Genomic DNA, 15639 nt, shown 5'->3' with positions numbered 1-15639 from the left:
CTAGAGTGGAGTTGAAGCCTATTGTTCCGAATAACCGGGGTCAGCCGATCGGCCAAGCTGTATTTGTTTGCCTTAATGGCCTTCGTTGGCATTGTTTCTTCTATTATCGTTCTCGTCTACAATGATTACTTCTTTCTTGGCGATCCGCTCAAGCCTAACAACGATGACGTTAAATATATTCAGACTTCCCGCCTTCTGCTGAACGAAGGGGTGCTCGCCTATAATACGGGGGACAAGCCCTCGGCCTTCATCATGCCCGGACTGCCGCTTATTCTGTCCGGATTCATGGCCCTGTTTGGTCAAGAGGATGGCGGGGTTATTGCTTACAGGCTGTATCAATGCGTGCTGCAAGTGCTGTCGATCTATCTGATCTTCTGGCTGGGTCACCGCATCTTTAACACTCGCACTGCTATAATCGCCTGTACGATCAGCGCGATCTATTTGCCCGATTATTTTTCCTCCGGCGTCATCCTATCCGAAACGACCTTCAGAACGATACTTCTGCTCTTGCTATGCGTCACGATCATTGCCCTGGAACGGAACAAGGCACGCTATTACCTTCTGCTGGGAGCACTGACCGCTGCGGCCGCTTATTTCAAACCTCATGCTTCCCTGTATCCGGCCGTGTTCCTCGTTCTCTGGTGGAGACATCATATTCCGTGGCGGCTTATGCTAAAATATGCCCTGCTGATGGCCGGGGTTTATATTCTCCTGCTTACGCCCTGGTGGATTCGCAACTGGGTTACGTTTCATGAATTCATTTTATTCACCAGCTCCGGAGGCAGTCCTTTCCTCCTCGGAACACGAATACACGGACAACTGCCGCCGGCCGGCTTCTTTGAGGCGTATCCACAGTACGATCCGAAGACCCTGTTTCAAGGCTCTGATCGTTTGGCCGTACAAAAAGGGATCGACATCATCAAATACGGGTTTACGCATGAACCGTTTAAGTATCTCTACTGGTTTACCGCAGGCCGATGGATGGAGCTGTATTTTCATCCGTTCTACTCTCGTCCGATCTGGCCCATCACCAGGCCCGACATGAATGTCATCCAAAAGATCCTCATGATCATCAATATGCTGGGCATATGCTGGGCGTTGATAAAGCACCGTTCTAACCGGCTGCTGCCTTTAGCTGCCGCCTTGGGCTATTTCACCATCATTTATATTCCATTCGTCGCCTTTAACCGGTACGGCTATCCGAACATGATTCTGTTAATACTATTTGGGTCATATTTCATAGAACAGCTTCTCGGGTATTTCAGCAAGCTTTCCAGTAACGGTTTGAGAAAAAGGAGGACGGTGACTTCATGAAAACGCTCATCATCATCCCGGCATATAATGAGGAAGGCAGCATTTCCTCCGTCATTGCAGATATCCGCAGACATGTACCGGAAGCGGACATTATCGTCATCAACGACGGCTCCACCGATCGAACGGAAGAAGTCGCCAAAGCAAGCGGTGCCCGCGTCCTGACAATGCCCTACAACGTAGGGATCGGCGGTGGAATGCAGACGGGATATATGTATGCCCGCATGCATGGCTATGACGTGGCGGTGCAAATGGATGCCGATGGACAGCATCCTGCGAAGGAATTGCCCAAATTGATCGATCAGGTCGCCAGGTACGATCTCGTGGTCGGCTCCAGATACGTGGAATCCACCTCATATCGCTCATCTTATATGCGGCGCATCGGCATGATTTTCTTCTCCAACCTGGTCACGCTGATTACGAAGCAGCGCTTCACGGACACGACAAGCGGCTTCCGCGCGGCAGGACGGAAAGTGATTGACTTGTATGCCAGCTATTATCCGATCGATTACCCGGAGGTGGAATCTCTCGTCTATCTCAAACGCCATGGCTGCAAAATTACGGAGGTATCCACTGAAATGAAGCGGAGACAAGCAGGCAGATCCTCTATCACTCCCGTGAAATCCGTCTATTATATGATCAAAGTAACCTTTTCTGTAATTATGAGCGCGATGCGATATAATAGAACGGCGGTGATCAAATAGATGTTCATCAACATTCTATCGGTATCGATAGCCATTGTCTTTCTGATTACCGTTCTGGAGCTGGTGAGAAGGCAGCGGCTCAAGGAGCAGTACTCCCTGCTATGGATATTGTTTAGCATCGTACTGCTTATTGTTTCATTGAATGTATTCTTCATGGAATGGATTGCAGACCAGTTGGGCGTCAAATATGCTCCGGCCGTTCTTTTCTTGTTCGGCCTTCTGTTCTGCTTTTCGCTCATACTTCATCTTACGATTGTCATTACCAAGCTGACGAGCCAAGTGCTTCGCCTGACCCAGGAAGTGGCAATCCTTAAGGCTCGGGAGGCTTCTTATGGAAAAAACAATTAGTTATGTACTGCTGTTTGGAAACATTCTACTGCTAGTCACAGGTCAAGTTCTCTTTAAAATCGGGCTGACCCGCTCAGGCGGACTCGTGTGGAACAAATTGATTTTGTCTCCCATGATTCTCGGCGGCATAGCACTTTATGGTCTTGCTACCGTACTGTGGTTCGCCGTATTAACCCGCTTGCCCCTAAGCGTAGCTTATCCAATGCAGGCCTTTGCCTATGTTCTCGCTCTTATTCCTGCATACTTTCTGTTTGGCGAATCTATTTCGGCCACTAAATTAGCTGGCGTTGCCGTTATCCTATTTGGCGTCTACCTGCTGGCGAGATAAGCTGGGAAGAACAACAACGCTTACGGTATCCGTGGCCGCACTTAGACATCGATGGGCATCGACGCGGTCTTGCTTGGATGTGATCTTTGCTTTGACCTGATCGCTAAGTCATGGACGTGCTTAAACGTGATTCGTGCTAGCCCTATGAGCATCTAACATCTGAAGCAAGGGAAAAGGGTGCGGAGAGTCTATGTTCGCAAGAATTCTTTCGGTTCCCCGGATTAAGTGGATTTTCTGTATTTACTTAGGTGTAAAAGAAGCATTTGTGGAAATAAAAGGATTTCATGCCCTTAAAAACCGACGGACTACCTTTTATAGGAAGATCAGTCCTTTTAATAGCATGAAATCCAGTTCATTGAACAAATTTTACTCGAAGGCATTTTTTTAATACCAAGAATCCAATTATCCTTCGTATTCGAAAGTATATTTGAATCCATGAATTTACCAAAATGTTCCGATCTATCCGATTCGATCTTAAATCTCAGGAAGCTCCTCAATCTGCCGACGGATTTCAGCGATCGCCACCGTCAGCGCTTCCCGTTCCTCGGGAGTTTGCGGCTCCTCTCGGCCCATTAAGAACGTCAGCTCGAGCTCAAGCCGCTCCCGTTCATTCTCCGCCCATTGCTCCGCCGCATCTAGGCGATGGGTTCGATCCTTGGATTCATATTCCTCGACCGTCCCGGGGAACCATTCAGGTTCCTTTTGCCTATCCAGCAGCAGCAGCCGATTGCACACCTTGCGGGCCAAATACCTGTCGTGAGTTACGATCATTAATGCTCCAGGATAAGCACATAACGCCTCTTCAACGACCTCTCGCGTGTCGATATCCAAATAGTTCGTCGGTTCATCGAGGATCAGCAGATTAGCTTCGCCAAAAAATAACTTCAGAAACGCTACTCTGCATTTTTCCCCCATGCTCAGCTCCCCTATTTTCTTATATACCTCTTCCCTGGAAAATAAAAAGCAGCCCAGAATCGTCCTTGCATGCGACTCGGTCATATCCGGCAGTCCCAGCAGGCTGTCCAGAATCGTCTTGCTCTCCTCAAGGTTTTGAAGCTCCTGGGCAAAATACCCGATCGAACCTTGCGGATGCAGGATCACTGTCCCCGAGGAGGGAGTAAGCTGCCCAGTGATCAACTTCAATAGCGTAGATTTGCCTGAGCCATTCGGCCCCAGCACGCCGACTCGATCACCCCGTTCTATCTGCAGATTGAAGCGGTGGAACAAATGACTGCTCCCAAGCTCCCCTGCGGCAGCGTCTTTATAGCCAAATCCTACGTCATTCATGCGCAGCAAGGTAGACGCCGCAAACGCTCCTTCCCGTAAATTCATTTGGAGCACTTTGGCCTCGCGTGGCTTTTCCACCTGATCCCGTTCCAGCCGCTCCAGCTCCTTCTGCTTCGCGTGATAACGCGAAATATTCTTCTTCGCCTTCGCTTTATAGAAGCTGGCGGTAATCGCCACGTCCAAATTATCGGCGCGAGCGGCCCGATGAGCCTGGTGGAACCACTCCTGGTAGCGCCGAATGGACTGCTCCAGAGCTTGACGCGCTTGCTCCTGCTTCTTGTAGAGCGTCATTTGGGTTCGCCGTTCCACCTCCTTCTGCTGACGGTAATCGCTGTAGCCGCCAGCATAACGCCGGCATCCATCCGGCTGCAGCTCCAGAACCGATGTAGCCGTCCGATCCATGAATGTCCGGTCATGCGATACGTACAGAATAGTTCCCTCATAGCTGCTCACCCACTGCTCAAGCCAGTTCAACGACTCCGTATCCAGATGATTCGTCGGCTCATCGAGCAGGATGAACTTCGGCTCCCGAACCATGAGGGCAGCCAGCTGTGCTCTCGTCTTCTGTCCTCCGCTTAACTGAACAAACGGCAAACGCCACAGCTCCGGCGCCAAATTCATTTGGCTCAACCGCTTCTCTACCTTGACCTCCCAGTCATATCCACCCAACTGCATATACTGTTCATAGATCAAGCCGTATCTCTCCACGCTTGCCTCCGAAGCGCTGCCTGAACTCATTTCCGTCTGCAGCTGCTCCAGCTCCCGCTTCACCTCGTAGATTTTGCCAGATCTGAATTGAACGTATTCCAGCAGCGTAAGCGATGATTCGCGGTCTGCCTGCTGCTCCATCCAGCCCCATTCTTCTTGCGGCAGTATTCGGTGAATGCGTCCTTCGTCGAAGTTGAACTTGCCCAGCAAGCCTTTCAGCAAGGTCGTCTTACCGGAGCCGTTCCGGCCAAAAAGCGCCAGCCGCTCCCCCCTGCTAACCTCGAACGAGATATCCTCGAACAATACCGCACCATTCCATTCCTTCTTTAAGCCTTTGACCGATAAAATCATCGTCATTTCACATCATCCCCCGTTTCCGCAGTATAGCGACAAAAATAACCGTGGCCAGCGGCACACGGTCATATACGGGGAAATAGGGTAGAAAGCATGAACTAGCGGGAACGCCCTGAATACACATTCGCTCGCTCCGTTCATGATCATATCTCTCTTTTTGAGTATAAAAAAGAAGACCCTAAGTCGACACACGTATCCCTGACCGGCTCTTCCTGTTAGGAGAGCGCCGCTTGCCTGCTGACAAGTTGTCTTTGTGGGAACGTGTTCTTACTCCATCGTCAAAGGGTCCTCCGTATCGTTAAAATAATGAATTTTTGCGTTACACCTTATTATTACCACGAATTCCAATCCTGATCAAGTTCATGCTCAAAAATCATCCTACTTCAAGATCGAAGCCGCCCTTAGAAAACTGACTGTTGTACAGATCGGCATAAAATCCGCCCTGAGCCAGCAATTCCTCATGCGTGCCCTGTTCGATGACTGATCCGTGGTTCATCACCAGAATCAAATCCGCATCCTTGATCGTCGACAAACGGTGAGCAATGACGAAGCTTGTTCGTCCCTTCATCAGCTCATTCATCGCCTTCTGGATATAAATTTCCGTCCGCGTATCGACGCTGCTCGTCGCCTCATCAAGAATAAGAATGGCCGGATCGGCGAGCACCGCCCGGGCGATCGTCAGCAGCTGCTTCTGGCCTTGCGAGATGTTCGACGCCTCTTCATTCAAGATCGTATCGTAGCCGTCCGGCAGCGTACGAATGAAATGATCGGCATGCGCCGTCTTCGCAGCCCGGATGATCTCCTCCTCAGTCGCCCCTTCCCGTCCATAAGCGATATTGTCGCGAATCGTCCCATTGAACAGCCATGTATCCTGCAGCACCATTCCGAACATACTCCGCAGATCGCCGCGTCTCATTTCCGCGATATTCACGCCGTCGACCGTAATCGATCCGTCATTCACCTCATAGAACCGCATAAGCAGATTGATCAGCGTCGTCTTCCCCGCGCCTGTAGGCCCTACAATCGCAATCGTCTGTCCCTTTGAGGCGTGAATGTTCATATCCTCGATCAGCACTGCATGATCCTGGTAGCCAAAACGAACGTGATTGAAGGAAACCTCGCCCTTCGGCTCTTCAATCTTAACGGGATGGGCCGGATCCGGCGCTTCCTCTGCTTCGTCCAGCACCTCGAATACACGTTCCGAGGATGCAACGGTAGATTGTATAATATTCGCAATGTTAGCCGTTTGCGCGATCGGCTGGGACAGCTGTCTCGTATACTGGATAAACGCCTGCACGTCTCCGATCTTAATTTTCCCCTTCAAAACCAGTATTCCGCCTACCACAGCAACAAGCACATAACCGATGTTGCCAATGAAGCTCATAATCGGCATAATTACGCCGGAAATAAATTGTGCCTTCCAGCCCGCCTCATACAGGCGCTCGTTAATTTCATCGAATTGCTGCAGCGATTTTTGCTCGCGTCCGAATACTTTAATCACTTTGTGGCCGGTGTACATTTCTTCCACATGGCCATTCAGCATGCCAAGCTCCTTCTGCTGACGGACAAACTCGCGCTGAGAACGCTTGGCGATTGAGGTAATTGCCACAATGCTCAGCGGTATCGTCAATATGGCAATCAACGTCATTAACGGGCTGATCGTCAGCATCATCACAATGACCCCGATAATAGTCAGAATCGACGTGATAAGCTGGGTCATGCTCTGCTGCAAGGTCGAGCTGATATTGTCCATATCGTTCGTTACCCGGCTTAAAATTTCGCCGTGCGTTCTAGCATCATAGTATTTGAGCGGCAGACGCGACAGCTTGTCGTTCACTTGCTTCCGTAAATTGTAGACGGTCTTTTGGGAAACGTCCGCCATCAAATATTGCTGGAAGTAGCTGAATAATGAACTCAATAAGTACAGTCCGAGCAAATAAAGAATAATTTTCCCTATGGCGTCAAAATCGATCGCTGCTCCCGGGATGCCCTGCATTTTACCCATGATGCCTTCAAAGAGCACCGTCGTTGCTTCCCCCATGACCTTCGGACTGATAATGGCAAACACCGTACTAAGAATTGCCATGAGCACTACGGAGCCTAATTGCAGCTTGAACGGACGCATATAAGTTATCAAACGTTTGAGGGTGCCTTTGAAATCCTTCGCCTTCTCGGCCGGTGCTCCCATCCCAGGGCCGCCATGCCCCCGGCCTCCGCCCGGCCCGCCGAAACCGCCAGGCTTCCGTGCACTTCGATTTTGGCTCTGGCTCATGCGATCTCCTCCTCTGAAAGCTGGGACAAGACGATTTCTTTGTACACATCGCATGTCTCCATCAATTCCTGGTGCGTGCCAATCCCCGCAATTCTGCTCTCATCCATCACGATGATCTGGTCGGCATCCAATACGGTACTAACCCGCTGGGCAACAATAATTACAGTAGATTCCTGGGTCTCCTGCTTCAGCGCGGCGCGCAGCCTCGAGTCGGTCTTGAAATCAAGCGCCGAGAAGCTGTCGTCGAAAATATAGATTTCCGCCTGCCGCACCAATGCCCGAGCAATGGAGAGACGCTGCTTCTGTCCGCCGGAGACGTTCGAGCCGCCTTGCGCAATTGGAGAATTGTACCCTTCCTCCATCTTGGAGATAAAGTCAGCGGCCTGGGCAATTTGCGCCGCATGCATCACTTCCTCATCGCTGGCGTCCTCTTTGCCATATCGAATGTTGTCGCTTATCGTCCCGGTAAACAGAACGGCCTTCTGCGGAACAAAGCCGATCTTCGCACGCAGCTCCTGCTGCGACATATCCCTGACATCGGTGCCGTTAACAAGCACGCGCCCGCTTTCCACGTCATAAAATCTCGGAATAAGGTTGATCAGCGTGGATTTTCCGGAGCCTGTGCCGCCGATAATCGCCGTCACCTCGCCCGGACGGGCCGCAAAGCTGATATCCTGTATCGCCGGCTTCTCGGCTCCAGGATAGCTGAACGATACGTTCTGGAACTCGACGTATCCCTTCTGCCCGGTTGCTCTGGCCATAGTCGTCGCATCCTTGATCACCGGAGCCATGTCCAGCACCTCATTGATCCGGACGGCCGAAGCGGACGCCCGCGGGATCAACACGAACATCATCGATACCATGATCAGGGAGAACATGATCTGCATCGCATACTGCAGGAAGGCCATGAGGTCGCCGACTTGCATCGATTCAGCCTGAATGCGAAGTCCGCCGAACCAAATGATCGCTACCGACGATAAGTTCATCACCAGCATCATGATCGGCATCATGAATGCCATGATTTTATTCACTTTGATCGAGGTATCCGTCAAGTCGTAGTTTGCCTGATCAAACCGCATCTTCTCATGCTGAACGCGATTGAAGGAGCGGATGACGCGGATTCCCGTCAAGTTCTCCCGCATAACAAGATTCAACTTATCGATCTTCTTCTGAATCGCTTTGAATAAAGGAATTCCTTTTCTGGCGATCAGGAAAATAGCGAGCGCCAGCACGGGAAGAATTACGACAAAAATAAGCGACAGCGTCGCATCCTTGGAAACAGCCATAATGATTCCGCCGATGCAGAGCATCGGAGCCATGACCATCATTCGCAGGATCATGATGAGCACCTGCTGAATTTGCGTAATATCATTCGTAGTACGCGTAATCAGCGAGGCTGTCCCGACCTTGTCGAATTCCTCTAAGGAGAAATTCTCCACATGATTAAATACTTTGGCCCGCAGCAGCTTTCCGAATCCCGACGCCGCCCTGGAAGAGAAATAACTCGCTGCAATGGAGCAGAGCATTCCCCCGAGAGCCACGAGCAGCATAAAGGAGCCGATTTTCCATATATAAGGTGTGTCCCCTTTAACTACGCCAATATCGACGATATCCGCCATAAGCGTCGGCAAATAAAGCTCAGACAGCGATTGAAAAAACACGAGCACAAGCACGGCGAATATAGGCAGCCGGAACGGCTTCAAATAACGAAAGAGCTTGATCATCGTCCATCATCTCCACTTTCTCTATCAATCTTATGCTTGTCTTTTATGCTAGCATCCAAATACTCATAAACCTGTTCAAGCAGCGAGGCCAGCTGCTCCGTCTTCTCTTCTCCCAAATGCTCATATAAATCCTTGAATCTCCGGGCCACATCCTCCCGGGCTTGCTTCGTTACTTCCTTCCCCTTCTCCGTTAGCTTTACTCTGACAACGCGCCGATCCTCCTGATCGTTATATCTGGTGACTAACCCGCCGCGCTCCAGGCTTTTGATAAGTTGGGTAATGGTCGGTGAAGTGACTTCCATCATGGAGCTTAGGGAGGAGACAGATGATCCCCTCTCATCCTGAGTACATCCCCACTGAATGCACATCAGCATTTTGACTTCGCTATTGTTCCACCCGTCTATGGCCATCTTGTGCCATCCCGCACGGCGGAAGCGATGAACTGCCTCTATAAGTCGTTGGGCTACCGGATCGTCGCCCATAATCACGCTATCATCTCCCAAAAAATTATTTATACTATTTAATAATTAGCATTGCTATTTATTAGTCTACCTAATTATATTTCCGTCATTTTTCAAAGTCAAATGTGTACAAATCGGGGCGATCACCATGCTGAATTGACATGAAAACATACAAAAAAACCCCGCCGCTGGCGAGGCTCTTTGACCTATATGTTCTAAAACGGCAGCTTCATTCCCCCGAGCTCAGGAATCGCTCTGAATTCATAGCCTTGACGGCGCGCTTCATCGATAATTGCTCCTAGTGCCTCCATGTTGTCTTTGGATACCGAATGCAGCAATATCACGGCTCCGGGATGCAATTGCGCTACTACTTTTTTAAACGCATAGTCGCTCCCCTTTTGATCCTTCGTATCCCAGTCCTTGTAGGCTGCCGACCAGAAGACGTTCGTATAGCCAAGCTCCTTCGTCACACGCAGCGTCCGGTCATTAAAAATGCCGCGAGGGGGACGGAGGTATCCCATATCGCTCTGTCCGGTCAAAGCCACGATTTCCTTGTTCACCCGCTCCAGCTCTTCCTTTATTTGAGCATCAGATATCGTCGTCATGTCCGGGTGGCTCCACGAATGATTTCCGACGATATGCCCTTCCGACACCATCCGCTTCACAAGCGCAGGCTGATCCTTTACAAAATGCCCGGTCACAAAAAAGATAGCCGGCACCTTTTTCGCTTTAAGCGTGTCCAGAATAGGCGCCGTATACCCGTTCTCGTACCCGTTGTCAAATGTCAGATACAATTCCTTTCGCGAGGTATCGCCCAAAAAAATTGCGTTATGCTTATCAACGATCGGCTTAAACCCCTCTTCGTCAATCGAGGGAAGCTGTCCGTTCACGCTCCGCTTGAAACCGAAATGATAAGGTCCATCTGCTGCGGCCGAAGCTGCGGCGGCTGACCCGATCGGCAGGAGACCTAGGAGACAGCAGGCCGCCATCGCCGTCAACAACGCCATTCTCATCCTTCGTTCTCTCCTTTTTCATCATAGTAGGTCATTGTATTTTCAGCGGCAGAGGCAGAAAATATGCATCCCACGACAAAAAAGGCTATCCCGCAGAATCTGTGTGAAGACTCGCGGGATAGCCAGCGGTATTTGAATATATAAGCTTATGAATGGCGATGATCCACCGTAAGCACCCGCCCCTTGGAGTGGCTTTCCATAGCCAGCTCGATAATTCGGATCACATCACGGGCATCTTCAGCTAATACAGGCGAAGGCTGTCCATGGCTGATAGCATCGGCCAGCTTTCGGTAGAACATTTCATAGCTTCCGAGCAGTGTCTCCACCGTGCCGGTCACAGCCAGGCCGCCGATATCCGTCGTAAGCTGAGCATGGTTCGCCTCGAGATCAAGGCCCCAATTTTCGTCCCCGGGGCCAAACCCTTTTCTTAGCTGCGCTTCCTGTGGGTCGAACCCATGCTTGACGAAGCTGCCCCGATCCCCGTGAAGTACAAAGCGGGGGCCCGGCTCGCGCACTAATGATCCAGAGTGAAGCACGACCCGCAGGCTCGAATAGCCTAACACAAGGTGGAAATAATCATTGGCTTTGGCGCCTCTCCGTTCTTTACGCAAATCCGCCCATACGGTATTGGGCTTCCCGAACAGCGTCAACGCCTGATCGATCAGATGAGAGCCAAGATCGTAGAGGATGCCTGACCCCGGCAGATCCTGCTCGCGCCATCGGCCGGACACCTCGGGACGGAAACGGTCAAAATGAGCCTCATAATAGGAGACGTTACCGAGGACGCCCGTCTCCAGCAGACGCTTGATGGTTAAGAAATCATTATCCCAGCGGCGATTATGATATACCGTGAGCAGCAGCTTCTTCTCCCTGGCAAGCGCTATTAACCGCTCCGCTTCTTCCGAGCTGTTCGTAAAGGGCTTCTCCACAACGACATGCTTGCCCGCCTCCAGCGCCTGGGTCGCATATTCATAGTGCGTCAAATTTGGGCTGGATATAACCACAACCTGGATGTCCTGATCATTCAGCAGCGCCTCGACGTCCCGATATACCTTCGCGTCAGGGTAACTCTCATTAACTTTGTCCGGCTGAGAAGATACGACGGCTGCGAGCTTCAAGCCTTCCGTCCGATCAATCAGCGGAGCATGAAATACCGAGCCCGATAACCCAAATCCAATAAGCCCTACCTGAATAGCCATTCCTGTTCCTCCTCTGTCGCAAGTCGCCCAATGCTGTTTGTACAAATTGAATGCTCTTATTATACCATTGGAAGCCGGTTCAGCCCACGGTACAGAAATATGTTATCTGCAGCAGGATGACAATTATAACGCCTCCGCCAGCTCCGACTTGGCAAATGCAATCCACTCCCGGGTGGCGAACGACATATAACGATCATCCCGCCATATAATCCCTAGCTTCCACGGAATAATGGGCTTCACCAGAGGAATGATTTTGACCCGCTTATTATCGATTTCCCGGCAAATCGTTTCCGGAAGAAGCGTAATCCCCAAGCCAACGGCTACCATCTCGCTGATTAAATCCCACTGTGAGCTTTCATATATCACGTGCGGCTGGAATCCGAGCCTCGCGCATTCGCCGATGATGCGGTCATGCAATGTGAAATCCTCACGAAACAATACGAAATCATCCTGGGCCAGCTCCGCCAGCTCGACCTCCTTCCGTTCCGCCAGCGGGTGGGAAGGATGCACGACCAAATTCAGCTTCTCCTCCACAAACGGAAAGCTGCTTAATCCTTCTTGAGTTGTCGGCAGCACGACTACGCCTACTTCCAGCGTTCCGGCGGCGACCTCCAGCTCTACCTTTTTGGCACCGTCCTCATAGAGCTGGATCGTAATGTCCGGATATTTTTTGTGAAATTGCCCAATTACCTTTGGAAAAAAGCTGGCGCCAACCATCGGCGGCAAACCGATGCGAATATGGCCCTTCTTCAAATTGCGTAGATCATCCAGCTCCGAGGTCAGGTTCTGAAAGGAGGCAACGATCTGCTGGGCCTGCCCGGCAATGATTTCGCCGGCATCCGTCAATTCTACCCTCTTGCCAAGTCGGTCGAATAAAATGACGCCGAGCTCCTCCTCCATCGCTTTGATCGCCTTGCTAATCGCCGGCTGCGTAATATACAGGGTGTCCGCAGCTTTCGTAAAGCTTTTCAACCGTGCGACTTCGATTAAATACTGAAGCTGACGAATGTCCATTCTCTCCCGATCTCCTTCAGATACAGTTTATCGATAACTTTTAGGAATAGTATATATTATTTATATTCATTTTACTCATGAAAGTAACTGATGTAGTATTTTCATTAACAATTCAACGAATAGGAAAGGAACCTGCTGAATGGATAAATTACGTACGATTGCCTTGAGCGTACTGCAAGTCATTCTTCTGTTCTTCATCTCCATGGCGATGAACCAGCTTGCAGAGCTGCTCCATTTACCTATCCCAGGTTCTATCCTGGGCATTATCGTTATTTTTGCGCTGCTCAAAACGAATGTAATCAAGCTGACCTGGATCGAGCAGGGAGCCAATTTACTGCTGGCCGAGCTGCTATTATTCTTTATTCCTTCTGCGGTCGGCATCATAAAATATATTCCGCTGCTGGAGAGTGACGGCGTGCGTATTCTGGTTGTCGTTGTTTCCAGCACATTTATCGTGATGCTGAGCTCGGGGCTGATTGCCTCGCAAATCACGAAACGGAAGGAGAGCAAGGCCTCATGATGATCAGTCTATTCTGGCTAACGCTAACTCTCCTGGTTTATTCATTGTCCAAACGGTTATACCAGGCCAGACCACGCGTCTACTTGTCCCCGCTGCTGGTAACCCCCATCGTGCTTGTAGTCGGCCTGATGTGGGCGCATGTCCCTTACGAGTCGTACAACTCCGGCGGGAAATGGCTGAGCGATATGCTCCAGCCTGCTACGATCGCTTTTGCCGTACCGCTGTACAAATACTTTAACGTGCTTAAGAAGCATGCCGCAGTCATTATCGTCAGCGTGCTGTCCGGCTCAGTCGTCGCCATGTTCTCCTCCGCACTGCTGGCGGAATGGCTGCGCCTGGATCAGCAGCTCGTAAGCAGCCTGATCCCTCGATCCGTCACCGCGCCCATCGCAATGAGCGTATCCCAGGCTATCGGCGGAATTCCCAATATAACGGCTATCTTTGCCGTCATCACAGGCTTGCTCGGCAGTATCATCGGGCCTTATGTATTAAAGTGGTTTCGAATTGAGAACGAGGTTGCCCGCGGGGTGCTGCTCGGCACTGGGGCCCATGGCACAGGCACCTCCAAAGCGTTTGAGCTTAGCTCCCTGACCGGAACGATATCGAGCATTTCCATGATCCTTGCCGCCCTGTTTACGCTAGGCGTGGCTCCGATGCTCATCACGGTACTGTTCTATGGATGAGCGTTAATCTACGGGGTTCCTCCAAATTTAATATATATGTATTGGTATGGGCTTTGCCGGAGGGCAGGGCCTCTTTTTTTAGATACGGAAAAACTACCGTCCAACATAACAACCTAAGCTGAGAGCAAGCTCCCAACCTAGGTTGTCCGTTCTTGTGAATCTGACTACTCAGGAACTAAACGATTTGGTCCATGAAGTTACGGAGCCGTTGCAAGGGCACTGAATACGATTGGACCGATGACTCTAGCCGTATTCGCAGCGGCAGCAATTTGTTCTACAGATAAAATGTAATCATGCACTCCTGGTGCTACGTTCGAATCTACCGCCGTCAATGCCGTAAGGTTGATGGTCTCAAAATCCGCTTCTATGGCTTGCGCAGCGTAGTAGATTTCATGACCATCCCGGAAGATACGGAACAATACGCGAGGAATGCCCGTCAAGCCTTGTAATCCTACCGTTGCTGTCAATTCTACCGTATTTACCGGACGGTTGGCAGGAATAGATACCCGCACCAAAGCAATGCCCTGGCCTGCAGGCGTCTGCGGAACATTAATCGCGGCACCATTCGTAATAGGGGTTGGAACATTCGTAACATGCTGAAGAAGCTCTGCCATTTCTCTATCAACTCCTTTCAAGGATTACTTCATACTATGAAAGGGCGATAGGAATAGATTGGACGAGTAGACTAGGAGGTTCGCTTGTTTTTAAGAGATCACTAGACTTAAGGGACGCGAACTGGCTGCCCGGTCAGCGCAGATTCCAGAGCCGCGCAGGTTACCGCTTGGGTTCTGACGGCGTCCGCATAATCGGAACGAATTCGGGAAGCATCTCCCGTACGCACCGCATGAAGAAATGCTAACGTCTCTGCAGCATATGGATTATCCGTACTAGAATAGCTGGTAGATATACCGTTGCTTTTAACTTCTAACTTGTCTGGATCCCAGGCCAAAATACCTTGCTCGGTGTAGAAGCTCAGGCCGATTTCTCCTACCGGGTCCGGCAGCACGCAAGTATTTGAAATATTAGCCACCGCGCCGCTAGAGAGCTTCAGGGTTACTGTTCCGACATCCGGAACCGTGACGCCCTCATGCTGCTCATGTATGATCCTGCTGCCGTAGGCAGCATATACTTCCTCCACCTCTCCAGCGATGTAGCGAAGCAAATCTACTAAATGGGTCGTCTGCTCGATAAATTGTCCGCCCGAGCCCTTCTGTTTTCTCCACCAGCCGACTCTTGGCATACTGCCCATCCATGTGCCCAAGGCCATGCCCAAAGTCTGTCCGTGAAGGATCTCCTTAAGCTGTAAAACGGACTGCTTATAGCGAAAATGATAACCCACCGATGTAATAACCGGTTTACGGCGAAGCTGCTCCAAGATTTTATGGGGCCCGTCCAAATCAACGCCAAGCGGCTTTTCTACGAGAAAAGGAATTCCCCGAGCAATAAGCTCCGTCTCCATTCCCTCATGCGCCATCGGCGGTATGCATAAATACACAGCATCCAGCCGCTCGCTGTCAAGCATCGCCGTCAGATGATCATAACCCTTCGCGCCCGTGTAACGGGAAGCGAGTGAATTCGCCTTTTCCATACTCGTTCCGCATGCCGCGGCAACACGAACTCCCTCGATTTCTGCAAGAATATCCCCATGCACCTTACTGAACCAGCCCGTACCGACGATGCCAATATTCAAGGTCATTTCTAATCTCTCCTTTA

The 15639-nt window shown here is 50.7% G+C and carries 15 protein-coding genes; 6 read left to right on the top strand and 9 right to left on the bottom strand.

The genetic code is table 11. The annotated features are described in order from the left end of the window. Positions 1-21 precede the first annotated feature (21 nt). Genes ACE3MQ_RS11595 through ACE3MQ_RS11580 form a run of 4 tightly spaced genes read left to right on the top strand, consistent with a single transcriptional unit; the run spans position 22 to position 2691 of the window. Positions 22-1314, top strand: a complete 1293-nt coding sequence (locus tag ACE3MQ_RS11595; RefSeq protein ID WP_379392766.1) for a glycosyltransferase family 39 protein — start codon at positions 22-24, stop codon at positions 1312-1314. Further along, positions 1311-2015: a glycosyltransferase family 2 protein gene (locus ACE3MQ_RS11590; RefSeq protein ID WP_379392765.1), complete on the top strand. Its 705-nt coding sequence runs from the start codon at positions 1311-1313 to the stop codon at positions 2013-2015. The genes ACE3MQ_RS11595 and ACE3MQ_RS11590 overlap by 4 nt, the downstream gene beginning before the upstream one ends. Next, complete coding sequence (locus ACE3MQ_RS11585) at positions 2016-2363, top strand: DUF2304 domain-containing protein (RefSeq protein ID WP_379392764.1); 348 nt, start codon at positions 2016-2018, stop codon at positions 2361-2363. Continuing rightward, positions 2347-2691, top strand: a complete 345-nt coding sequence (locus tag ACE3MQ_RS11580) for an EamA family transporter (RefSeq protein ID WP_379392763.1) — start codon at positions 2347-2349, stop codon at positions 2689-2691. The genes ACE3MQ_RS11585 and ACE3MQ_RS11580 overlap by 17 nt, the downstream gene beginning before the upstream one ends. 474 nt (positions 2692-3165) lie before the next feature. Here the strand turns inward: ACE3MQ_RS11580 and abc-f are convergent, their stop codons facing one another. From abc-f to cidR, 7 genes are all read right to left on the bottom strand, one after another. Next, positions 3166-5043, bottom strand: coding sequence for a ribosomal protection-like ABC-F family protein (gene abc-f, locus ACE3MQ_RS11575; RefSeq protein ID WP_379392762.1), 1878 nt, complete (start codon positions 5041-5043; stop codon positions 3166-3168). A gap of 370 nt (positions 5044-5413) precedes the next feature. Then, entirely contained in the window at positions 5414-7312 is a 1899-nt protein-coding gene (locus tag ACE3MQ_RS11570) for an ABC transporter ATP-binding protein (protein ID WP_379392761.1), read from the bottom strand. Next, the gene (locus ACE3MQ_RS11565) at positions 7309-9036 is read right to left on the bottom strand and encodes an ABC transporter ATP-binding protein (protein ID WP_379392760.1); all 1728 of its coding nucleotides are present in this window, start codon (positions 9034-9036) and stop codon (positions 7309-7311) included. The genes ACE3MQ_RS11570 and ACE3MQ_RS11565 overlap by 4 nt, the downstream gene beginning before the upstream one ends. Beyond that, positions 9033-9518, bottom strand: coding sequence for a MarR family winged helix-turn-helix transcriptional regulator (locus ACE3MQ_RS11560; protein WP_379393090.1), 486 nt, complete (start codon positions 9516-9518; stop codon positions 9033-9035). The genes ACE3MQ_RS11565 and ACE3MQ_RS11560 overlap by 4 nt, the downstream gene beginning before the upstream one ends. A 194-nt stretch (positions 9519-9712) precedes the next feature. Next, entirely contained in the window at positions 9713-10510 is a 798-nt protein-coding gene (gene pdaA / locus ACE3MQ_RS11555) for a delta-lactam-biosynthetic de-N-acetylase (protein WP_379392759.1), read from the bottom strand. A gap of 146 nt (positions 10511-10656) precedes the next feature. Further along, on the bottom strand, positions 10657-11709 hold the full coding sequence (locus tag ACE3MQ_RS11550) for an oxidoreductase (RefSeq protein ID WP_379392758.1): 1053 nt from the start codon (positions 11707-11709) through the stop codon (positions 10657-10659). Positions 11710-11832: 123 nt separating this feature from the next. Then, a complete protein-coding gene (gene cidR, locus ACE3MQ_RS11545; RefSeq protein ID WP_379392757.1) occupies positions 11833-12723 on the bottom strand; it encodes a cidABC operon transcriptional activator CidR in 891 nt (296 codons plus the stop codon). 139 nt (positions 12724-12862) lie between these two features. Between cidR and ACE3MQ_RS11540 the strand changes: the two genes are divergently transcribed. After that, positions 12863-13243, top strand: coding sequence for a CidA/LrgA family holin-like protein (locus ACE3MQ_RS11540; protein WP_379392756.1), 381 nt, complete (start codon positions 12863-12865; stop codon positions 13241-13243). Further along, on the top strand, positions 13243-13926 hold the full coding sequence (locus tag ACE3MQ_RS11535; RefSeq protein ID WP_379393088.1) for a CidB/LrgB family autolysis modulator: 684 nt from the start codon (positions 13243-13245) through the stop codon (positions 13924-13926). Before ACE3MQ_RS11540 ends, ACE3MQ_RS11535 begins: the two co-directional genes overlap by 1 nt. A gap of 197 nt (positions 13927-14123) precedes the next feature. Here ACE3MQ_RS11535 and ACE3MQ_RS11530 read toward each other — a convergent pair whose 3' ends face one another. Both ACE3MQ_RS11530 and ACE3MQ_RS11525 read right to left on the bottom strand, forming a co-directional pair. After that, positions 14124-14540, bottom strand: coding sequence for an exosporium protein C (locus ACE3MQ_RS11530; RefSeq protein WP_379392755.1), 417 nt, complete (start codon positions 14538-14540; stop codon positions 14124-14126). Between the two features lie 107 nt (positions 14541-14647). Continuing rightward, positions 14648-15622: a Gfo/Idh/MocA family protein gene (locus ACE3MQ_RS11525; protein ID WP_379392754.1), complete on the bottom strand. Its 975-nt coding sequence runs from the start codon at positions 15620-15622 to the stop codon at positions 14648-14650. Between the last annotated feature and the right edge of the window lie 17 nt (positions 15623-15639).

This window comes from Paenibacillus lentus (genome assembly GCF_042714055.1).
Classification (GTDB): Bacteria; Bacillota; Bacilli; order Paenibacillales; family Paenibacillaceae; genus Fontibacillus; species Fontibacillus lentus_A.
This window is presented reverse-complemented; position numbering and strand designations above follow the sequence as displayed.